This window comes from Huaxiibacter chinensis (genome assembly GCF_022171985.1).
Taxonomy (GTDB): domain Bacteria; phylum Pseudomonadota; class Gammaproteobacteria; order Enterobacterales; family Enterobacteriaceae; genus Enterobacter; species Enterobacter chinensis_A.
In genome coordinates this window covers 284863-306918 of the sequence record NZ_JAJVHF010000004.1, presented here as the reverse complement: position 1 = coordinate 306918, position 22056 = coordinate 284863, and the positions used below count along the sequence as shown (strand labels likewise).

14 protein-coding genes and 4 pseudogenes are annotated in these 22056 nt (G+C 51.1%); 5 read left to right on the top strand and 13 right to left on the bottom strand.

Going from position 1 to position 22056, the window contains the following annotated elements:
* Positions 1-100: 100 nt before the first annotated feature.
* Positions 101-1234, bottom strand: a pseudogene (locus LZP96_RS13190) (IS3 family transposase).
* 616 nt (positions 1235-1850) lie between these two features.
* Here LZP96_RS13190 and LZP96_RS13185 point away from each other — a divergent pair.
* Entirely contained in the window at positions 1851-4502 is a 2652-nt protein-coding gene (locus tag LZP96_RS13185) for an excinuclease ABC subunit UvrA (protein ID WP_012561117.1), read from the top strand.
* 71 nt (positions 4503-4573) lie between these two features.
* Here the strand turns inward: LZP96_RS13185 and LZP96_RS13180 are convergent.
* Positions 4574-4873 (bottom strand): annotated as a pseudogene (locus tag LZP96_RS13180) (IS66 family transposase); the annotation flags it as partial.
* A gap of 569 nt (positions 4874-5442) precedes the next feature.
* Positions 5443-6576 carry a glutathione-independent formaldehyde dehydrogenase gene (locus LZP96_RS13175; protein WP_022651297.1) on the bottom strand — a complete coding sequence of 378 codons (1134 nt, stop codon included), beginning with the start codon at positions 6574-6576 and terminating at the stop codon, positions 5443-5445.
* A gap of 431 nt (positions 6577-7007) precedes the next feature.
* On the opposite strand from LZP96_RS13175, the gene LZP96_RS13170 reads away from it, so the two are divergent.
* Positions 7008-7334, top strand: coding sequence for a four-helix bundle copper-binding protein (locus LZP96_RS13170; protein WP_022649401.1), 327 nt, complete (start codon positions 7008-7010; stop codon positions 7332-7334).
* A gap of 447 nt (positions 7335-7781) precedes the next feature.
* A pseudogene (locus LZP96_RS13165) lies at positions 7782-8378 on the top strand (LysR substrate-binding domain-containing protein); the annotation flags it as partial.
* 41 nt (positions 8379-8419) lie between these two features.
* On the opposite strand, the gene LZP96_RS13160 reads toward LZP96_RS13165, so the two are convergent.
* From LZP96_RS13160 to LZP96_RS13140, 5 genes are all read right to left on the bottom strand, one after another.
* On the bottom strand, positions 8420-9079 hold the full coding sequence (locus LZP96_RS13160; protein WP_007897903.1) for an SDR family oxidoreductase: 660 nt from the start codon (positions 9077-9079) through the stop codon (positions 8420-8422).
* A gap of 294 nt (positions 9080-9373) precedes the next feature.
* Entirely contained in the window at positions 9374-10075 is a 702-nt protein-coding gene (locus LZP96_RS13155; protein ID WP_240186054.1) for a helix-turn-helix transcriptional regulator, read from the bottom strand.
* Positions 10076-10285: 210 nt separating this feature from the next.
* Positions 10286-11137, bottom strand: a complete 852-nt coding sequence (locus LZP96_RS13150; protein WP_023279882.1) for a DMT family transporter — start codon at positions 11135-11137, stop codon at positions 10286-10288.
* Between the two features lie 106 nt (positions 11138-11243).
* Positions 11244-12119 (bottom strand): MBL fold metallo-hydrolase, encoded by an 876-nt coding sequence (locus LZP96_RS13145; protein ID WP_017384065.1) that lies wholly within the window; start codon positions 12117-12119, stop codon positions 11244-11246.
* 82 nt (positions 12120-12201) lie between these two features.
* On the bottom strand, positions 12202-13134 hold the full coding sequence (locus LZP96_RS13140; RefSeq protein WP_158002126.1) for a LysR family transcriptional regulator: 933 nt from the start codon (positions 13132-13134) through the stop codon (positions 12202-12204).
* Between the two features lie 260 nt (positions 13135-13394).
* Here LZP96_RS13140 and LZP96_RS13135 point away from each other — a divergent pair, with 260 nt between their 5' ends.
* Complete coding sequence (locus LZP96_RS13135; protein WP_023279877.1) at positions 13395-14519, top strand: alkene reductase; 1125 nt, start codon at positions 13395-13397, stop codon at positions 14517-14519.
* A gap of 95 nt (positions 14520-14614) precedes the next feature.
* On the top strand, positions 14615-14923 hold the full coding sequence (locus tag LZP96_RS13130; RefSeq protein WP_032415288.1) for an ArsR/SmtB family transcription factor: 309 nt from the start codon (positions 14615-14617) through the stop codon (positions 14921-14923).
* A 546-nt stretch (positions 14924-15469) separates the two neighbouring features.
* Here the strand turns inward: LZP96_RS13130 and LZP96_RS13125 are convergent.
* The 5 genes and pseudogenes from LZP96_RS13125 to LZP96_RS13105 all read right to left on the bottom strand — a co-directional run.
* Positions 15470-16158 (bottom strand): annotated as a pseudogene (locus LZP96_RS13125) (IS3 family transposase); the annotation flags it as partial.
* 90 nt (positions 16159-16248) lie between these two features.
* Positions 16249-16677: a hypothetical protein gene (locus tag LZP96_RS13120; protein ID WP_017384060.1), complete on the bottom strand. Its 429-nt coding sequence runs from the start codon at positions 16675-16677 to the stop codon at positions 16249-16251.
* A gap of 3 nt (positions 16678-16680) precedes the next feature.
* Entirely contained in the window at positions 16681-18798 is a 2118-nt protein-coding gene (locus LZP96_RS13115) for a hypothetical protein (protein WP_017384059.1), read from the bottom strand.
* On the bottom strand, positions 18786-20552 hold the full coding sequence (locus LZP96_RS13110) for a hypothetical protein (RefSeq protein WP_007897920.1): 1767 nt from the start codon (positions 20550-20552) through the stop codon (positions 18786-18788). The genes LZP96_RS13115 and LZP96_RS13110 overlap by 13 nt, the downstream gene beginning before the upstream one ends.
* Positions 20539-21786 carry a tyrosine-type recombinase/integrase gene (locus tag LZP96_RS13105; protein ID WP_007897923.1) on the bottom strand — a complete coding sequence of 416 codons (1248 nt, stop codon included), beginning with the start codon at positions 21784-21786 and terminating at the stop codon, positions 20539-20541. The genes LZP96_RS13110 and LZP96_RS13105 overlap by 14 nt, the downstream gene beginning before the upstream one ends.
* Positions 21787-22056: the final 270 nt, after the last annotated feature.

The window sequence follows — 22056 nt, the reverse complement described above, 5'->3', positions numbered from 1 at the left end:
ATCTAGACACTTCCGAGCCGTTGATGGACTGACCCCGCCCCGGTAGACGATCCTGCCCTATAGTTTGGACTGACCCCACGCCTGTAGACAAATCCTGTCCTCACGACGAGGCCTGTTCGAAGGCCTCCGGACTGACGTCGCCGAGGTGGCTGTGGCGCCGGGACCGGTTATAGAAGACTTCAATGTAATCGAAGATCCGCCCGGGCCAGATCCCTGGTTTTATATATGCGTTTTCTGATCCGTTCTTTTTTCAGCGAACTGAAGAACGATTCGGCCACCGCATTATCCCAGCAGTTGCCACGCCGGCTCATGCTCGGCGCCAGGTTATTGGCCCGGTAGAAGCGCTGCCAGTCGTCACTGCCGTACTGGCTGCCCTGATCGCTATGTACGATAACCTCGCTGTCTGGTTTTCGGCGCCAGACCGCCATCATCAGCGCGTCGAGCGCCAGTTCGCGTGAGAGAGTGGGTTTCATCGACCAGCCGACCACATTACGGGCGAAGAGATCGATAACCACCGCCAGATACAGCCAGCCCTGCCAGGTGCGGATATAAGTAATATCGGTGACCCAGACCTGGGTGGCCCGGACAACGGTGAACTGCCGCTGCACGAGATTAGGAGCAACGACTGAAGGCCTGCCAGCGATACGACGTGGCGCTTTATAGCCGCGCACAGCTTTAATCCGGTCCAGTTGCATGATCCGACCCACCCGGTTTCTACCACAGGTTTCCCCGATTTCGTTCAGATCGCCATGAACCCGCCGGTAACCGTATACGCCTCCGCTCAGGGAATATGAGTCGCGGATAAGCATCAGCAGGCGCTGGTTATCTTTATCACGCGCCGAGACAGGGTTATGCAGCCACGCATAGAACCCGGCCCGGGCGACATTCAGTACCCGACACATCGTCATCACACCCCATACAGTTCGGTGCTCATTGATAAAGCGGTACTTCAGTCGGGCTCCTTTGCAAAGTACCGCGCGGCCTTTTTCAGGATATCCCGTTCTTCTTCGGTGCGTTTTAGCTGCGCCCGGAGTTTCAGGATCTCGCTTTTAGCTTCCAGTAAATCCCGGGCATGCTGCTCGCTGTTATCAGGTTTGATAGCCCGTAGCCACTTGTAGAGGCGGTGTGCAGAGACGCCCAGACGCTCAGATACTTAGGCGACGGAATAACCGCGTTCCGTTATCTGACGGACGGCTTCTTCCTTAAATTCAGGTGTAAATCGTGGTGTGCCCATACGCTCCTCCTATACTCAAACTATAGGGCAGGATCGTCTACCGGGGCGGGGTCAGTCCAGGGAGCCGTTAACGACCTGATGGCGGTTGTTCTGGAAAGCTATCTTCGGGAGGAATTCCCCGATACGGGCAAACGAAATGAGTCGCAGAAGAGGTCAATCGACGACACCATTTCGATAGTCCGCTCCTATCTCCGTTAACTCTGCCAGGCAGATGTCTGATGGGGTCTAAAACTGTAATGAAAGGAAATGACATATGAAATCACGTGCATTATTCATCTGTATTTTTTAATTGGTACCCGAAACCGCCTGAGTGTCGCCATCAGCTGGGTCTGGAACCACAGCGTCGCGTACCGGGGAGCCCGCATTATCACGGGAGCCAAATCTCCGGTCCCGGGTACGCCGCCAGCCAGTTCTCATACAGAAGGCGGATCCGCAGGGTACCGCTGAAACTTCAGCGGTGTCCCACATGGTACCACCGGGCCCAGCTTCAGCAATCTGTTTCCAGTCACACAAACGCTTTTTTCGACGGGCTTTCTGATCGAGCGGTCCGGCACACCAGATACCGTCACAAGAGGTGGCCTTATTAAGAGCGGACACACCTAGCACAGGAAATTCTATGGCAAAGAAACTTTTCGGTTATCATCCCATCCTGACTGACGACAACAATTCAGTTGTGATTCGCGGTGCTCGCGAGAACAACCTTAAAGAGGTGGATGTTTCCATTCCGCGCAACGCATTGGTTGTTTTTTCGGGTGTGTCAGGCTCGGGTAAGTCTTCACTGGCCTTTGGCACCATTTATGCTGAGGCGCAACGGCGCTACTTTGAATCGGTTGCCCCCTACGCTCGTCGCCTCATTGATCAGGTCGGGGTTCCGGATGTGGATGCCATTGACGGACTGCCGCCAGCCGTTGCGCTTCAGCAACAACGCGGTGCCAGTAACGCGCGCTCCTCTGTCGGCAGCGTGACCACCTTATCCAGTCTGGTGCGAATGATGTACTCACGGGCGGGCGCTTATCCTGCCGGACAACCGATGCTGTATGCCGAGGATTTTTCTCCCAACACGCCGCAGGGGGCATGCCCTTCTTGCCATGGTCTGGGCCATATCTATGAGGTAACTGAAACACTGATGGTGCCCGATCCCTCACTTAGTATCCGTGAAAAGGCTATTGCTTCCTGGCCCCCGGCCTGGCACGGACAGAATCTGCGGGATATTCTGGTGACGCTGGGGTATGACATCGACACTCCCTGGAAAAATCTGCCAGCGGAAGACCGTCAGTGGATCCTTTTTACCGAAGACACCCCCACTGTACCGGTTTTCCCGGGACTGAGTCCGGAAGATACGCGCGAAGCCGTCAGGAAAAAAATGACGCCGGGTTATATGGGGACCTTCACCGGGGCACGTCGTTATGTGCTACATACCTTCGCCAGCACGCAAAGCGCGTTGATGAGAAAACGAGTCTCCCGTTTTATGGAAGGCAAGCTGTGTCCGGTCTGTCACGGGAAAAGACTGAAGTCAGAATCATTGTCCGTCACCTTTGCCGGTGTGGACATTGGTGAATTTATGCAGATGCCCTTAGACCAGCTGGCGGAATTGCTCCTTCCAATCTCCCGGGGGGATTTCAGTGCCCACCACGCCGGCGCAGATGCCGACAGGGATATCACCCGTCGGGATCTGACAGAGCGTGCTGCATCCGGAAAAGCGGTCCATTCCGATAACGCCGATGTCTGCCGGACATCGGCGTTATCGGAAGAGAAACGACTGGCGGCACAACGGCTGACCGGTGGTGTCATGGCCCGGTTGTATCAGTTGCAGAAGCTGGGGCTGGGTTATCTTACGCTGGACAGAGCAACCCCAACTCTATCTGCAGGAGAGCTTCAGCGACTGCGTCTTGCCACGCAACTCAGTTCGATGCTGTTTGGTGTGGTCTATGTTCTTGATGAACCGTCTGCGGGTCTGCACCCCTCAGACAGTAAAGCGCTTTACGATGCGCTTGAGAACCTTCGTGATGCCGGCAACTCGGTGTTTGTCGTTGAACATGATCTTAACCTGATGCGACGGGCGCAATGGCTTGTTGATGTGGGACCGTCGGCTGGTGAACAGGGAGGACATGTTCTCTACAGTGGTATTCCTGAAGATCTGAAAGCCGTCACCCAATCTCGTACCGCGCGTTATTTATTTGATGAAGTCCGGCCACCACAATCTTTTGCCCGTATCCCATCCGGGTGGCTGAAACTGCAGGGGATCCATCGCCACAATCTTAAGTGGATCGATGTTGATATTCCTCTGGGTGTGCTGACAGCCGTGACGGGAGTCTCTGGCTCCGGTAAATCCAGTCTGATTGCCCAGGCCTTACCGGAACTGGTGCTTTCTTCACTTGGCGGTGAGCCAGAAGACGTGCTTTCCGAAGCCAGCGACGCTGAGGGGCCATCCGTAACGGAGAAAACGTACGGTACCCTGACCGGTGATACCGGACTGGTAAAGCGTCTGGTTCAGGTTGACCAGAAACCGATAGGCAGGACCCCCCGTTCAAACCTGGCGACATATACCGGGTTGTTTGATCCTGTTCGTAAGCTCTTTGCCGGAACGACTGACGCCAAACTCCATCATTACGATGCGGGTCAATTCTCTTTCAATGTGGCAAAAGGCCGCTGTGCAACCTGTGAAGGTGAAGGATTCGTCAGCGTGGAGCTGTTGTTTATGCCGAGCGTGTATGCACCGTGCCCGACCTGCCATGGCGCGCGGTATAACCGGGATACTCTCAGGATCTGCTGGCAGGACAAAAATATCGCGGAGGTCCTGCATATGACGGTGGATGAAGCCAGTCAGTTCTTTGCGACTGAAGAACCAGTGGCTCGTCCCCTCCGTCTGCTGAGTGAAATTGGTCTGGGCTACCTGCGTCTGGGACAACCAGCAACCGAGTTATCCGGAGGGGAGGCGCAAAGGATCAAGCTGGCAACCGAACTACAACGTAGCCAACGTGGCCACACGTTGTATATCCTAGATGAACCGACAACCGGCCTGCATGCTTCAGACGCCGACCGCCTCCTTGTGCAGCTGCAGCGGCTTGTTGATGCAGAAAATACGGTGATAATGATTGAACACGATATGCGGGCGGTTACTCAGGCAGACCAGGTTATCGACATCGGTCCTGGAGCGGGACATGAGGGAGGACGCCTGGTTGCCGCAGGAACTCCCGAACAGGTATCGCAGGTCAAAGAAAGCCGTACCGCACAGTATATTGCCAGGGAACTCTCACGGAACGGTTAAAAAGGGCTGTGTCGTCATTGCGTCAATGGCGGCACATTCCCGGCGTGTTCTGTATCAGTAATCTCCCGCAGGTATAATTTCAGCGCATCCCACTGGTTCAGCGCGTACGCGAACGCCTTCGACAGCTCCGAGTGCCGTGACAGCGTTTTCTGCTTTTCACGCAGCCAGCCCTCCAGCGCGGTCAGCAGCGGTACCGCTTTTTCCTGCCGAATGGCCAGCCGTTCCGCCGCGCTTTTGCCCCGGATGCCCGCCTCGATGCCATACAGCTCGCCGATACGGCACAGCGCTTCGGTCGTGGTGTCAGAGGGCGTCCGCACGTGCACGTCCGCCTGCAACACCCCGCTGAACCCCGCAAGATGCGACTGCGGATGTGTAACGCTGGCGTGATAGAAATTTTAAGTCAGTCATCAGGTGTCCACCTAATTAGGGGTCAGTTTGGATATCGAAAATTATTGTACGTCAAGGTTATTTTTTGACCTCTCTACTTTAGCGGGCCTCAGCCGACGAAACTTATCGGAAGCCGGTACCGGCCAGTCTGACTGAAGATGGAAGCAAAATTAATGCTGTGGGCTACCATACCTTCTTTAACAGGTGATTTGTGAACTGCAACTTCTCGGAACGGGAGTTTGCGCAAGGACCGGAAGTCCGCTTTTCGCTCATAGCGGACCGTTCCTGCGCACATGTCTGCTATGTGGTAGAGGCAGACAATACTTACAGCACAGGGCGTTAATAAATACGGAACAGATCAACCGCAGATGCCTCCTCCTGAATGTATTAATTTTGCTATCTCGTCGGCAAAATCAGGGAACAAGTCTGGATATGGAAGCGCCTGGCAGCTGAAAGTATGAATAATAACGCCCTGACAGGATATTTTATTGCACCCTGTCAAAAGTCATACATTCTTTCCCGGTTTTTGCTTTCTCATACCGGATAACTCTATTTAAGGCTTAAGGATAACCTTCGTCCATCCTTCATCCCGCTCATCGAAGTGCTTATATCCGGCAGGAGCCTCTTCAAGCGAAAGACGATGAGAAATTATTTTGCCCGGACTGGCTTTATCGTGATGGATGAGGCGAGACAGCTGACGGTTATAGGCCTTAACGTTCGCCTGGCCGGTACGGATTGCCTGTCCTTTAAACCAGAAACTCCCAAAATCAAATGGCATCTTACCCTCTCTGGCAAGCTCCGATTCAGCCCCCGGATCCTGAGGAATAAAGACGCCAACCACACCAATTCCCCCGGTTGCTTTCGTCGACGCAACAAGACTGTTCATGGTAACAGAGTTATCTTCATGGCCATGTTTGTTACAGCACTGATAGCCAACACATTCGCAGCCACAATCCGTACCGCGTCCATCCGTCAGGTCGAGAATTTTTTGTACAGCTTCATCGCCAGTAGCATTGATGCCCGTCGCCCCCATTTTTTCAGCCAGAGCCAACCGGTCTGTGTGCGTATCAACCACAAACACCTGTGAAGCACCTTTAATGATCGCCGAATGAGCTGCCATCAAACCGACCGGCCCCGCGCCATAAATGGCCACGCTTTCACCAGGCTTCAATCCGGCAAGTTCTGTTGCATGCCAGCCGGTAGGAAAAATGTCAGAGAGCATCACATAATCATCTTCTTTTTCTGCCGCATCAGGGGGAAGAACAAGGCAGTTAAAGTCGGCAAATGGCACCCGAAGCAGTTCCGCCTGACCTCCCTCCCAGGGACCCATTTCAGCAAAACCATAAGCTGCGCCTGCCGTACCCGGATTGGTAGTGAGACAAAAGCCGGTCAGACCTTTTTCACAGTTTTCGCAAAAACCACATCCCACGTTAAACGGCAGACAAACATAGTCGCCCACCTTAATACGTTCAACGCCTGAGCCAATTTCGACCACTTCACCCAGGTTTTCGTGACCCAGAATCCGTCCCTGTTCAAAGCTGGTCCGGCCCTCATACATGTGCAAGTCCGACCCACAAATGTTGGTGGTGGTGATGCGGACGAGTACATCCGTGGGGCGGACAATTTTCGCATCCGGTACGTCTTTTACTTTTACATCATAAGGACCGTTGTAAATTACTGCTTTCATGATCTTCTCCTTCTTGCGTGCGGAAAGGAAATGCTGCCCCGCGGATTGGGGTATCAATCGAGTTTAGCTGCCATAACAGATCTCGCGATCGGCGAAAGGACGATTAGGATGTTTCTTAACTAAGTGCATTGAAGTCTGTAAGACAGGTACTTACCGATGAAGGCTGCCTGGAAAACGTAAAAACATCACACGTTAATCCGGTTTTTTTAAGCAGGCAAGGGATTACGGACAGCTTTGAGCGAGAAGCGGATAAAGTAAATCTATCTCATTTCTGCATTGTGCCAGAAGTAGACATAGGTGAATTAGGTAACCCTAGAGATGCACTTTGAATCAATGATATGAAATGCTGAAAAGGTAATTAACTAATTCAAAATTTGAATAATCAGTTATCTCTTCCATGCTTAATACGTAACCTTAGCTAAGGAGAAATTATGTTAGACGAATACAAAAAATGCATCGAAGCCTGTTATCTATGTGCAACGGCATGTGATAACTGTGCGGCTTCGTGTCTCGACGAAGAGAATCTGGAGATGATGCGCGAGTGCATAAAACTGGATATGCAGTGTGCAAATATCTGCCGTCTTGCAGCTCAATTCATGACACTAAATAGCGGGTCTGCCCAGGATCTTTGCCGTCTTTGCGCTGATGTTTGTCAGAAGTGCGGTGACGAGTGTGGAAAGCATGAACATGACCATTGTCAGGATTGCTCAAGCGCTTGTCATCACTGCGCCGAACAATGCAGAAAGATGGCCGCCTGAGAAAAACTCAAATTACCAAACCCGCTTCGGCGGGGTTTTATATTCCCGGTAATAAGTCGTAGAAGGATGAGATAGATGAGTTTAAGAGTACGGGCGGGAAATAGATCTACTCGAAAGTACTAGCCTCAATGACAAATTCTGGCACAGATTATTTGATTGGCTCAATGTCCGTTTTCGCTGACAGCGGACTGCACCCCGCCGGGGTGACCGCTTCGTGCCAGAATTGGACGTTTCCAAAATCTGCATGCACTAATCGGTGGAGAGCAGATCTCACTGCATAGCCATGCAGACGCGCAGAAATCATCAGGGGCGTTTGAAAGGTGCCGGAAACAGGCGGGAGGCCGCAGAAACGTGCTGAGGGCGCCTGCGGCGGTGCGCCCAAGGGTTGTTATGTTTAATATGGCAGAACTTTCCTGTCGCTATCATTTTGACGCCCGCTATTCGCTCATAGATATGCCTGTCGCGTTTGCGGCTTTACTTGTTATACCCAACCTGCCTGATTTTTATCGCCAGCATCCCGGAATTGAAATTATCCTGAGCAGCTCAGACCGCCGACGGAATATGCTGCATGATGGCCTGGACTGCATACTGAGGGTGGGGGAGCTGGACGATGGCGACTATATCGCAAAGGAGGTGGGAACCGTTAAAATGACGACCTGCGCCAGTCCTGCGTATCTTGATCAACACGGCACCCCGGAAACAATGGACGAGTTGCAGCAGCATCAGGCCGTCAACTGGATTAACAGCAGCAACAGACAAGTTATGCCCTGGACATTCGGGACGTCAGAGGGCTCCACCGAAATTGAACTTCCAGGCAGGCTTGTCGTGGATAACTCAGAAGCCTACATTGCAGCAGGCCTGGCGGGGCTGGGAATACTACAGGGCATGAATATTTTTTTGCAGCCTTATCTCGATCGCGGGCTGTTGGTAGAGGTTCTGCCAGATAATACGTCCCCGAATCGCAAACTGTAACTTCTGTATCCGCACCGCCATCTCTCCCGAAAAGTACGGGCGTTTACCGACTGGCTGGAAAGTTTATTGTAAACGCCTGGGGGCCTGCAGCCTGCTGGTACGTGCGCTGCCTTTTATCGGCCCGCCAGCTTCTGTATGGCTTCACGGACAGGAGCATCGCCAGACGTCAGCTCAATGATGACGCGGCTGACGGCAGGTTGCTCAATGAGTTCAGCCAGCGTAGCCGCCACGTCATCACGGGGCACGTTACCATACGGGATGGCCAGGCCGGCACGTACATAACCCGTACCAGTCTTATCCTGCAGCGCGCCGGGGCGCAGGATCACCCAGTCAAGCTCGCTTTGTGCTAGTTCCACATCGGCCATTTTTTTAACACGCATATAATTTTCGAATGATTCAGAAGTGGTTTCTCCCCGTGCGGACTCCGGGAATGCAGAAACGAGCAGAAAGCGAGACACACCGGCACTGAGGGCGGCAGCTACCGACTTTTTCAGCCCTTCGCCGTCGACCGCATTGGTCATCTCCTGTCCCCCCTTACCGCCGGCACCGGCAGTAAACACCACTGTATCACTACCTGCAAAGTGCATCGCCAGCGCAGCTGCATCCAGCTCTGTCAGGCTCCCACTGACGGGCTCAGCACCCAGCTCGCCTAGCAATGCCTGCTGCTCTGGCTTACGGTAGAGGGCACGAACAGCATGCCCCCTACCTGAAAGGATCCTGCACAGACGCTGGCCGATTTTGCCTGCACCACCGATAATGAAAACATGAACCACAGTTGTCTCCTTCTGGGGTTATGATGTGTCCGAAATTATAACCTGACATCAGGTCAGTTCCTTTGAGCCTGACCGATTGCACTGCATGCTGCTGCCAGCACCAGACAGCTGGTCAGATACTCAGTTGTTCTTATAGCTGAGAACAACAGCCGTACCGATTTAGCTCTCCCGTCACGATGAGAACTCCTGAACCGGTTACACGCAATGCCGGCCAATATCTTCCGTTATATTCGAAAGATCCACGCAAGTTACTGAAGTGCGAGGGACGCAATGTGTACCTTGAACGAACTGAAGTCAGCGGAACCCTGAAGGTTCGATTCCATAGCGTTCAGAAAACTGCTTGCTGAAGCTCGATAGTGAATTGTAACCCACCCGCCCCGCGACCGTTTTTACCGGCAGCGTCGATGTCATCAGCAGGCGGAGAGCCTCCGCGATACGTGCATCGGCGATAACTGAGCGTAAGCTGGTTGACTCACTGGCCAGGTGGCGCCGAAGCGTGGGGCCACTGAGTCCCGTCAGATCTTCAATTTCAGCAGCACTCCAGGGATGAGCCGGTTTGTCCGCTACCATCTGACGGATTTTCATGGCCAGACTTGGCTGCCGGGCTCGCAGCAAAGCATGGTATCCCATGCCATAAAGCCAGAGCACCACTTCAACCATGGCGTGCAGGGAAAGCGGACGCTTCCCTTCCCGCATTGCGGCTGTCCAGCGGTTAAGGGGTGAAAGAAGAGCTGATACGGAAATGGCTGCGATGCTGCCGGTGTCCTGTGGTGGTGGTGCGGCAAGTAACAGCCTGGCTGCTTCAAGCTGTTCCTCCGCGAGCACCACGCTCAGGGCAACAAACTCACCACTTTGTTCTGAAGGGGCATATTCTATATCGATGCTACGGGCATTCGGGACGACCATAATCTCGCCCGGGATCACCCGGTGCCATTTCTCATTTTCACGATACCGGAATTCTCCTTCCAGCGGGAAGGAAAGGGTCGCACCTTCCACCTCGAACTTCTTTACCTGATGCGTCTGTTCTGCGCGAAGGCAATCGCAGGGAAGTGGAAAACGGGAGCGTGCCAGGGTAAGAAGCTCAGCGAGGAGATCATCAACGGGAGAATCGGAAAAGCTGACTGTTTGCATATTCATCCGGAATTTGACTTTGACCGCTATTATACGTCGCCATATACAAAAGCATACAGCGACGCGTGCGGTTGTCTATTCCCGGATGACAAAAATCAGGCCGATTATAGTTATTGCCATACCCACAAGCATGGGCAATGTAATGGCCTCTCCAAACAGCAACCACGCTTCAGCTGCCGTGAGAATGGGAACCAGGTAAAAGTAAGTAGCGACTTTGGTTGCTTCACCGCTTCGTATCATAAAAATCAGCAACATAATCGCCAGAACCGATACGCCAATAACCAGCCAGCCCAGACCCAGCGCAAATGATAAGCTCCACTGCGTCGGAGCAGATTCGAACATCAGGCTAATTGCACCCATCGATATTGTCAAAGTGACGTACTGTAAAAACGTGTTCGCAAAGATATGTCCATCTCCCTGAGCACGGCGCTGATAAAGCGCTCCGATCGTTACGCCAAATAACCCCAGCATGACCGACCCAAAAGCCACAGGATCCAGTGCAAAACTATGCTGGCCTGGCGAGAGCACCAGGAAAACGCCCGCAAAGCCAATCGCAATACCCAGCCATTTCCGGGGATGCAGGGACTGACGGTGCATGAGTGAAACCAGTATTGCAGTCAGTACCGGCTGCAGGCCGGTGATGAGCGCCACAATGCCTGACGGCATGCCACGATGGATGGCATAAAAGCATCCGCCCAGAAAGAAGCTCTGCAGGAAAAGTCCGACAATCAGGTTGCGAACCATTCCTCTGCCGGACGGAAAACGGGCCCTGAACCCCAGTGTAAGCAGCAGAAGGACCAGACAGGAAAATGCGCCACGCAGGAATAAAAGATGAAACGGCGCGCTGTACTGCACGGTAAATTTGGCTGCGACAAACCCTGACTCCAGAGGAATACAAAAAGCCAGGGCGCAAGAGTAATGAGCCATTTTTTTGTGAGGCAGTGATATTCATAGTATTGCAGGTGGGTTCTTGTCGGGCGATATGAAAGGGGATCTTCCCGGTCACTATTGTGTGCACCGGGAAGGAAGGTGATCAGACTGCGGGTGACCACAGGTCGTAATTCAGTGCGAAGCTGTTACCTTCACGGATAACCTTACCGGTAGTAGGCAGGTTGAAGTGCATACCACTGACAGCCAGGTTATCGCTCGCTGCGCGGTCAAGCACTTTGCTACGGATGGCCGCCGCCGCCGCAGGATCGCTGTCGAACGCGATAGTAACGTCAGGCTGAGCAACCTGAATGTGCGGGAAGTGAACAATATCACCCCAGATGAGCAGCGACTCTTTTTCATCACCCAGCAGATAACCGGTATGTCCTGGTGTATGGCCGAACAGCGGTACAGTCTGAATACCTGGTAAAATCGCTTCCTCGCGGAATGGCACCAGTTTGTCGTCATAAGCGCTGAAGGCGTTCCTTGCTACTTCAAAGAACGGCTTGAATGCGTCAGGCGCGCCAGCGGAAATGGTTTCATCACGCCAGAAAGCGAGTTCTTTCTCATGCACAAACAACTGCTGAACATTGCGGAAAACGGGAGTCTGCAGGGGGCCTGCAAGCCCGCCGATATGGTCAGGATGCGCGTGAGTCAGGAGAAGGGTATCAATCTGAAGCGGGTCAATGCCTGCCGCGGCCAGGGCTACCTGAAGCCGACCGCCCCAGCCATTGATACCTCCGGCACCACTGTCAATCAGGATGGTTCGCTCAGGCGTCTGGATAACGTAGACGTTGATATTAATACGGGGTACTGCTGGCACACCGCGCTTCTGCAGTAAATCCTCGGCACGTGAGCCGTCAATACCAGACAGCAGCTCAAAAGATACGTCCAGATAGCCATCACTCAGCATGGTCACAGTCATGTCACCTACTTTTTTGCGATTGATAGCCGGGGCCTGCCAGTTCAGTTGTGAAGTCATATTGGTCTCCGTTACGATTAGAGGTCATCAGGTTTTACTTTAGCAATAGTAACGAAATTTCTGGTTCGAACTGCTCATCCTGCTACGTAAACCGCTCATTCTTAAAATCCGGAGCACAGCAGGTTATATTGCTTTTGCCTTTCTCATGTAAGGTGTCGGTATTATCTTTACCGGAGCCTGTAATGGACATTATTGGAATTATCATGTCGGCGGGAAAAGCCTCTGACCAGTCCTCAAGCACCCGACAATAGTGTCCCGCCTCAATCCCCGCCAGGGCAGAAGACTCCGGCAGGTAGGCCAGGCCGTAGCCATCTTTTACTGCCTGAAGCATTGGATAAATGCTTGAAAAAGTAAGCTGCCCGTCCACTTTTTTCACAATCTCCCCCTGCCTGACAAATTCCCAGCCATACAGCGGGCCTGTGGGTGACAGACGTATATTGATGCAGTCATGTTTTTCCAGCTGAGAGGGATGTAGCGGCAGACCTCTTTCTGCAAGATAGGTGGACGATCCAATGACGACAAACCGTATGTCCGGTGCGATTCGGACGGCCACCATATCCTTTAATATGTCATCACCAATTCGGACTCCGGCATCAAAATTGCCCTCAACAATGTCGACAAAACCGTTCTGCTGCGACATTTCCACCTTGATATCCGAATATTTTTTTAGTAACGGTGACAATCGTGGCCAGAGACATTCATGAATCATGTGATCTGATACCGTAAGTCTGACCAGCCCAGCCGGTGTATGGCGCAGTCTCTGAAGAGCTGTCACGCCCGCTTCAATGCGCGCAAGACCGGGTTCAAGCGTCAGTAATAATTGTTTACCGGCTTCGGTGACAGCCACCCGCCTGGTTGTACGCATAAGTAACGGCATGCCAACGCGCTCCTCGAGACGACGTATCGTGTGTGAAAGCGTGGATGCCGAGATCCCGAGGCGGACAGCAGCCCGTGAAAAACTGCACTCCTGTGCTACTGCCATGAATGCAACATAGTCATTAAAATCGTGACGCATACCGTTCCCGTTCAGGATCTCCGATAACATTATCAGAACCATTTAGGTTCATGATGCCGATTCTGTGAGCCATCAGGCAACCCCCCCGTTCCGCTCATCCGATCATAATTTTTATAAATCTAGATATTGGTAAATCTCAATATGTGGAATAAAGTGTCGTGGTTCTGCGGCTACATCGGCCGAACGACGACATGCCAGGTCGTAAATGCTGAGACATGGCGTTTCAGTGATATTGAAAATTCGCTATATCAGGATATGTAATGAAGACGAAAAACCTGTTCTCTCCCACCAGACTAGGTCCCTACACCCTGAAGAATCGTGTTGTACTTCCGCCTTTAACCCGCTCACGGAGCTCACAACCGGGTGATATTCCGAACGAACTGATGGCTGAATATTACGCACAGCGCAGCAGTGCCGGGTTTATGGTGACCGAAGGAACACAAATCGAACCTCGTGGGCAGGGTTATGCGTGGACCCCGGGGATCTACAGCTCACGGCAAGTGGAAGGCTGGAAGAAAGTGACGCGGGCAGTGCATGAAAAAGAAGGCATCATTTTTGCCCAGCTCTGGCATGTCGGAAGAGTATCCCATAACTCCCTGCAGCCATGTAACGCCTCGCCTGTCGCTCCGTCGGCGATACCGGCAGGGGAAAACGTTAAGGTATTCATCGAAACCGGGCCGGGAGAGGGTGCGCTGGCTACCGCTTCCTGCCCCCGCGCACTGGAAAAAGAGGAAATTAGTGAGATTGTCAGGATGTACGCCGGGGCAGCTCAGAACGCCCTTGATGCCGGTTTTGACGGTGTGGAAATTCACTGTGCAAATGGATACCTGGTTAACCAGTTCATGTCATCCCATAGCAACAAAAGAGAGGATGAATATGGTGGCTCATTACATAACCGGCTGCGGTTTCTGCGCGAAGTGACGCAGGCTGTCGCTGATGTGGTCGGTAAAGACCGTGTGGGAGTCCGTTTTGCTCCGCTCTTTCAGACCACGGATGAAGTAAGGGTCTATCTTGGCCTGGTGGAAGATGATCCCCATGAAACCTATACCGAAGCCGTTAAAATTCTTGAAGAAATCGGAATAGCCTATATTTCTCTTGCTGAAGCCGACTGGGATGATGCTCCCGAATTGCCTGAAGCATTCAGAGCTGAAGTCCGTAAGTTATTCAGCGGTGTAATTATGTATGCCGGGCGATATACGCAAGAAAAAGCCGAACGGATTATCGGTGCTGGCTGGGGAGACATTATCGGATTTGGCCGCCCGTTCATAGCTAATCCGGATTTACCGCAGCGCCTTTATCATGAATGGCCACTGAATCCGGTCGATCCAACAACCATGTATGGTGGAACGGCAAAAGGCTACACAGATTATCCCGCCTTTGGCTAACCATTCTTATGAGCATCAGCTTTTCAAAAGCTGATGCTTAACGTAGAGAAGTATCGTAACATTGCAATTCCTCAATGCGACAAGTGACAGAGTTTATGCCTGATATTGATTTGAATGACGTGATTAAGGCGCTGGGAAACCCTGTTAGAAGAAAAATTCTGCATATGCTCAAGGAACCGAAAATACACTTCCATCAGCCTTATGCTGATGCGGACGAGTTCGGTGTGTGTGTCAGTATCATTCAGGAAAAGGTCGGGCTCTCACAGTCTACCGTTTCTCTTTACCTCTCAGCTCTTCAACGGGCACAACTTGTTACTTCTCAGCGCATCGGTCCCTGGACGTACTACAAACGTGACAATGATAAAATAAGGGTTGTTCTTGAGTTGCTGAAAAATACAATCTGATACAGGACTGAGCACATTCAGTGTAACAGTACCGGGGGTTCGTACTTGCGATCCCGGCAGGCATTCCATGAAAGCGCACTAATTCCTCAATATCAGGCTGCAGACCGGTCATAAGAGGCTAATAGTTTTGCAAAATATCCACCAGTTTGGGTCAAATCACTCTGTCGGTTGGTGTGCATACTCGGTGCAAGGACCTGCAGATATTTAAGATGGCGGATAGCTTGTTACAGTGCCGCTGATGACATTCCGACCCTGTTGCCGTCCGGGTAAGATAATACCTCTGACAGCGGTCATAAAAGCCCAACATAATTGTCTTTCGAGCCATATATTAATCGCTCATCGCGCTCTCTTTTTCGAAGAGGTGTCACTTAATCATGATCGGTCAGTACAAAAAGACAGTGCTTTTCCAAATTCCGGACGGTTGTATGCGAAAACGGTGAAGCTCAACAAATGGTGTCATCGCTGTGCAATGCTCTGCGGGCTCATTCTTTCAGTTAACTGTTTGGTTACAGCTTCAATGAAGTATTTCAGTTAATTCACAGCGAGGGTTTGAGGAAACCACGCTGTGATTACCCAACGCTCATCCGGAGCATCCGGATTGAACTGTCGCTGGAGCTTGTTGGGCGACACGATACTGGCCTCGCCTTTACATGCCCTCGGGCTCCGGTATCCGACCTGAGCCTTTATCCCGACACGTTTCATCAGTCGCCAGACTCTGTTCACTCCGCACTGTTGCCCGCTGTCCCGCAGATCCAGATGGATTTTGCGATAACCATAGACGCATCCCGATTCCAGCCAGAACTGTTTAATCTGTCCTGTCAGTCTCAGGTCTGCCTGATGGCGTTGTGAATGCGGCTGCTGAAGCCAGGCGTAAAAACCACTGGGATGTTCATCCAGCACCCGACAGAGCAGGCGAACAGGCCAGCAATAGGTGTTGTCACGAATAAAGGCGTACCTCAGTCGGACAGCTTTGCGAAGTACGCCGCGGCTTTTTTTAATATGTCCCGTTCGTCGGTAACCCGCTTCAGCTCTTTCTGAAGACGGCGGATCTCGGCCTGAGCATCTGACTGTTCTTTATTAGTGGAAGAATCCGGACCGTAGTTCTTTATCCAGGCGTAAAGGCTGTGGGTGGTGATATCGAGACGCGTTGCAACGCTGGCAACAGAATAACCGCGATCAACAACCTGTTTGACTGCTTCAATTTTAAACTCTTCAGGATAACGCTTACCGCTCATGGGCACCTCTCTTTAAGTCATCTTAAATGACTCTGAGGTGTCTGTTAAACCTGTGGCGATTCACCTCGCGTCCTTCCGTTCAGTATAGCCTCAGTCCCTGACACCACCCGAGAACGGAATGACGTCCCCTTTCTCCCTCCCGGTGTTGCGTTCAAGCTCCCTGACATACTGCTGTAAAAGTATAAGGTTATGTAACAGCTCTACATTTTCAGCCATCATCTTTTTGATTTCTTCCCTCAGCTCATTTCTCTGACGGCGATACTTTTCTTTCAGCTTGATCTGCTGCTCAATGCCCTGCTCATCAACCGGCGCGGTGCCCTGGCACGTTTTTTTCAGACTGCGGATAGCCTCCCTGACCTGCCTGTACTCAGGACAGTTATAATTCAGGGTGCCGTTTGCCAGCCCCGCTCGTTTTTCCACAGCATACTGGCTGATACGCTCCCCTGATAACATCAGTTCCCTCAGGGCCTGCTCTGCTCTTGCCTGTGTTTTTTTAACCCCCGACTGTTCGTTCGTCATGCTCTATTCATCCTTTTCAAAAAAACGGACAGCATCTGCATAAAAATCTCTCTCAAGCATCAGAAAATCCCTGTCAGCCTGAGGAGCATTATTTCGCACGGCAATCTCCAGAAGGTTGTCATAATGAGCCATCCTGCGTTTCCACACGGGAACAGAATCAGCTCCGGCCAGCATGTTCTCACATCCCGGATTGCAGGACGCTGACTGAACAACCGCCTTAAACTCGCAGTCATGGCCATTCATGCAATAAAAACCGTTTCCAAGAGATACCAGTTTTTGCCCGCCTCGTTTAGCCATGCTCATCGCTTTTTTCAGTGTAGGAAACGTCATCTGATGTAAGTGCCCACCTCTCTGGGACATCAGTAACTTCCCGCCTTCGCCATAAAGCAGGCCTTCATGCTGATAAGAAACAGCCCTGGAAGCTGAGAGTTCGGTATCAACCCTCTCAATCTCGGCAGCGAATGCCTGAGGGATCGCCCGGCTAAAATGCGAAGCGTTGAGTGCACCGGACATATACCACTCCGTCATGCCTCTGATTAAGTGCTTAAACTGCCGGATAAGATCATTAGTAGAAATCAGATCAAGACGCCTGAGGTGTACAGCAAGTGAACGGCGAAACTGATGGGTTCGCAATGGCCAGAAAGCCCCCTCCCGAATCTCCATCGCAACGCGTTCATCATCACGTATGTTTGGATTTAAAAGCCTGAACTCATCAATATGGTCACGTCGGATGAACAGATGGTGTCTTTTCACAAATTTCTTTGCCCACTCAGTCTGGCGCTGCGTCCCCATAAAAGAGAGTTTTTGCTCCGAGAACCACGACCTGATATTTAAAGACAATGGAACATTGTCCAGCGTCTTCCCGTCCAGGCCTGTCATGATTTGATTAATTCTGCGTAAATGCTGAAAAGGCTTTTCCACATAGCGACAAACAACCCAGTCTTCGTGACTTCCACCTTCCGGGGCGAACTTATGCAACACCGAACGAAGTCCCAGGATATCACCATCATAAATCAGTGAACCGTGCATCACGCCAAGCACTTCGCTGTGTCTCATCCCCGACATGGCCTGTATCACATTCATGACTTTTAACGTCAGCTCAAAATGCCAGGTGTTCAGCTTTATGTGATCAACGCCAATAAAATCAGATCTCCAGCGCTTATTTTTATGTACCGAGAACCAGCCCTGCATCCCGGGGCCAAGTGTCGCGAAAAGCGCCCGAATTTCCCCGGCAACAATATTGTAGTAATACGCGGCCCGGTAATCCGGTATGCTTTTTGCTGTCCCTCTTTTACGGGCTTCCAGCATCGACGTATAGTAAGGCGAATCATAAAAACCGTTTATGATAGCGCACAGCCGGGAAAACCCGTCAAAATCGAAATCACTGATTTCAGCATCCAGTTCAGTAATCAGCCCTTCCCAGACAGACATCATAAGACTGAAAGGCATACAATATGTCTGGTTTGAATCATCCACACTGTTGTAACTGTCGAAGCTAATATCAGGAAAGTAACCGTATTTTCGAAGACGGGTATGACCTGTCAGCGAGATATCCGCCAGGTCCATAAAGTAATTACGTAATGTTCTTTCAGAACGCTTCCTGCCGTGCTCATCCTCCTCCTTCATCTTTACAATGAAAGCATTCCGGACAAGCGGAAAACGAAGCTGAAACAGACTGCGATACCCCATAGACTCAATAATACGGGCTCCCGCCACAATGTTTGCACATTTCCGGATCAGGGACTGCGTCTTCGCGGTCCTGCCGACAATCCAGAGCAGGCTGGCTGAGATGATTTTGGCTTCAAGACGCAGTTCAGGATCCCGTATGCCTGAAAAATTAACGGTTCTTAACGTTTCACCAATATGGGTTCTGACATAGCGATTGGTCCAGACATCATCCCTGAAATAAATATTCAGCGTCTCCTCATTGATAAAACGCATATCATGTTCATCTGAGCTGGCGATAACCAGGCAGTTATTCAGACGTTCAAAGCTTTTGTTTTCTAGTGCCTCACAGATGATATCCTCAGTCGGAAACTCATCCCCTGAACGAAGCGGCGTTCCGGCAGGAAACTCCGCCATTCGACTACGGCTTACCTCTTTTTTCTTCAAATCTGCCATACCGGAGCCACACCTTCTCGCTGAAGTTTAACGCGCGCTTTTTTCAGGGTCGCCTCATCTACCAGCCCAAGCCGTAAATCAATCTTCAGGAGTAACGTTTCATAACGCTCCACAGCATTGACCGAACCGATGTACAACGGTTTTCCATACTCGATAGCATGCCTGAATGACAGCAGGAGCCATACAGACTCCAGCGTTTCCACAACGCAACTTTTTGAACATTCGACACAATGAGAAAAATCCGCACAAGCCTTTGGTGTCCGGCCAAATCGTTTTTGCTTTTTTATAAAGCGCAATTCAATATCTGTAGGCGGCTCCTGCGATCGACATCCCAGGCCATTCAATAAAAGATCCACACCCTCATCGCTTCCACGCAGATCGATCCCCAGCTCATCAGCAACTTTTACCCGCTCGGATAACGCACGTGTCGCAATCCCCTGATTCATAAGCGTATCAAGTGCAGCACTGAAGTTTTCCTTCGCCCCCTGTGGGTTACCTGCAGCATAATTCCGCCTGTAAGTGCCCCAGTTATGCTGTGCTTTTTCCGCCGTAATCAGACCATTCTTTAATGTTCTGTCCGTATACTGCTCAGACGTTTTGCGCAAGCCAGAAACGGTAATTGATGGAAGCGAGGGATTAAGCTGCCGCATCGTGGCCCACGCCCCCTCAGAGTTAGAAAATTTAGTCAGATGACTGGGATTAAGAGAATAAAGCTTACGGAATTTCACCTGCGGCTCACTCAGAAACAGCGCCTGTACCGGAGGGAAGTTATCTGCGGAAACCAGATAGTTAACGATGTCGTCCCTGAGCCTGATAAAAGACAGAAACCAGTAATAGCCCGCACGTTTGGTCACATACTCCGATTTACCTATCGTCAGACGTATATACTTATTCGCTCTCCCCTTATAAACATAATCAGTGCTGATACCCTTTTCATCCAGATGTATATCATCCCGCGTCAGACCCAGAACCTGAGAGGTGTTTCCCCATGTGTGGTAACAGAACAGAAAAAAAGAAGTAAGAAAGTAATTTTCCAGAACGTCCCTGATGATGATCTCTGCCCTGCTGACCCCGTTCTCTCCCGGATACCGGAAATACGCTTCATAAACAGGTGCCAGCAAAGACGGTGAGAAATGCCGCACCCCTTTTTCCGATTTAGCGATATGCTCCCGGATACATCCCGCAAGGAACTCATTCATGGATGACAACTGCCTCAGGATCTCGGAAAGTTCATTCCTGGTATAGCTATCCCTTCCCTGCTGCTGATACGTTCCTTTCGGTAAGAATTCATATTCATACCGCCTCTGAATCTGCCCGCCCGTAAGCAAAAACCGGTTGACCACGGACAAGTAGTGTCTTGCCATCCTGACTGAAATTTTTCGCCGACGAATATCGTTCATGAGATGTTTAATATACATTTCAACGCCTTCAGCCGTGCCATAGTCATACTGATTGACTGACTGCCATATAAAAAACATATTGAGATAACGGAAAATGGTTAACCTTCCGGCGGGACGGTAAGACAGAAGAAATCGTTTCAGAGAGGCAATAAAATCGCGTTTTTCAGGGCGGGCAAGATGCGAATGTTCACTAAACCATCCGGGGAGCAACACATAATCTGAAAAATGAGCCTGAAGATAAACGTCAAGTAAATAATATCGGTTCAGATCCCGCTGAGTGATGTGTCCGCTGACCGTCTCCCATGACAGCACATTTTCGGCCATCCACGTTATCTGCGTTTCACTCCGGCTCATATATGGCTCCATCGCGACCTGCAGCACCGTCAATCAATGCGTCCATGACCCCGGCGACTGCATCAGAAATCTGGTTTTGCTGAAGAAAGACGATGTATTTCATCGTCGTATTTTCGCTTTTATGGCCCATCCAGTATTTTACTGTACCCAGCGCATTTGCGGCCTGATCGGGATAGCAACTCAGTGCCGAGCGTAAAAAATGGGTCGCAAACGTTGCCCGCAAATCATGGGGTTTATGTCTGAACACATTTCCCGGAGCAGACCGGGCCAGGCGATGGCGAAAACTGTACCAGCGGGAGTAAAAGGCTTTTTCAGACATCCGTTTCCCGTTTGCCATTAAAAATAAAGGCTCGTGCCGCCCTTCCCCACCCTGTCGTGCACGCCATTTTTGGATCTTCTTTTCATACTCCTCATCCGCCAGATAATCCAGAACCTGCTCGTACAATCGTCTGGTGATGAAGAGTTCTCGCGTCATCCCAAACTTCGTATGAACTCCGCATCTCGGACCAATATGAAGCCCCCTGATGGTCAACTCAGATACAGGGACACTGGCAAGGTACTCTTCAGTAAAGAGTGACGACGGCAGGGTCAGCATTTCATCCAGCCGTAACCCACAATTTTTCATCAGCACAATCATTAAACTGAACAACCCGGACTCAGATTTCAGTGCCTCATCCAGGATATGAACCTCTGCATCATTCAGTGGGTTGATTGTCCTTTTTGTTGTGCTGGTTATCCTGATGGCAAGATCCGAACTTATCACCTTGCGTCGCCCGTCAACGACTTTTTCGACCAACGTAAAAAATGAGCTGGCAGCCAGCTCACCACACTTGCCCAGAAATACGTAAAACCGTCGGATAACGCTGATGTACACCGCCGCGGTGGATGAGGCGATGCGCCCCTGCCTTACGGCCCCCAGAAGATACTCCCTGAAGCCATATGTAGGGCTTTGGTATTTCAACGTTCCCGGGGTGAAAGGGTCAAGTCCGTTATCCTCCAGCCACCTTATCCAGCGTAAAAATGCCCGGGCTAAAGGCTTTAAATCCCTGGCCTGCAGGATAGCTTTATCCATAAGATAAAAGTGTACATATCGGCTCAGTTTTCGATTCTGGATGCCGCTAATATAAGGTATTTCAGCATACAGAAATCCGGGTTCAAATTTCAGTTTCGGCTCTGTTGCATCCAGTTTGCTGACACGCCCATAACGCGCATGAATGTTAGTGATTATCCTCACAGTCTGTCGCCCTGAAACGCCACCTCATGCCTACACTATAAATCCGGAAGAAGAAAAAACAAACAACCAGGTTGCCGGGAGTGAATATGCAAATCAGGAGGAAAGTAAAAGATGTAACGACACCATCACGATGCAATACATTGACCTCAACACGTTACCCGGACCATACGTGATAAACATCACAAATCCTTTGAGTGAAGAACTTAAGATGTGATTTTCATTTCCCGGCACAAACCGTGCCCTTAAAAAACAGGCAACGGATACATCTTA

What these genes read in the sequence shown, in the direction of transcription:
- LZP96_RS13145 (WP_017384065.1), bottom strand. Translation starts at nt 12,119, where the DNA reads ATGACTTCACAACTGAACTGGCAGGCCCCGGCTATCAATCGCAAAAAA.
- LZP96_RS13110 (WP_007897920.1), bottom strand. Translation starts at nt 20,552, where the DNA reads ATGAGCCGGAGTGAAACGCAGATAACGTGGATGGCCGAAAATGTGCTG.
- LZP96_RS13150 (WP_023279882.1), bottom strand. Translation starts at nt 11,137, where the DNA reads ATGGCTCATTACTCTTGCGCCCTGGCTTTTTGTATTCCTCTGGAGTCA.
- LZP96_RS13170 (WP_022649401.1), top strand. Translation starts at nt 7,008, where the DNA reads ATGTTAGACGAATACAAAAAATGCATCGAAGCCTGTTATCTATGTGCA.
- LZP96_RS13185 (WP_012561117.1), top strand. Translation starts at nt 1,851, where the DNA reads ATGGCAAAGAAACTTTTCGGTTATCATCCCATCCTGACTGACGACAAC.
- LZP96_RS13140 (WP_158002126.1), bottom strand. Translation starts at nt 13,134, where the DNA reads ATGCGTCACGATTTTAATGACTATGTTGCATTCATGGCAGTAGCACAG.
- LZP96_RS13175 (WP_022651297.1), bottom strand. Translation starts at nt 6,576, where the DNA reads ATGAAAGCAGTAATTTACAACGGTCCTTATGATGTAAAAGTAAAAGAC.
- LZP96_RS13120 (WP_017384060.1), bottom strand. Translation starts at nt 16,677, where the DNA reads ATGACGAACGAACAGTCGGGGGTTAAAAAAACACAGGCAAGAGCAGAG.
- LZP96_RS13115 (WP_017384059.1), bottom strand. Translation starts at nt 18,798, where the DNA reads ATGGCAGATTTGAAGAAAAAAGAGGTAAGCCGTAGTCGAATGGCGGAG.
- LZP96_RS13130 (WP_032415288.1), top strand. Translation starts at nt 14,615, where the DNA reads ATGCCTGATATTGATTTGAATGACGTGATTAAGGCGCTGGGAAACCCT.
- LZP96_RS13135 (WP_023279877.1), top strand. Translation starts at nt 13,395, where the DNA reads ATGAAGACGAAAAACCTGTTCTCTCCCACCAGACTAGGTCCCTACACC.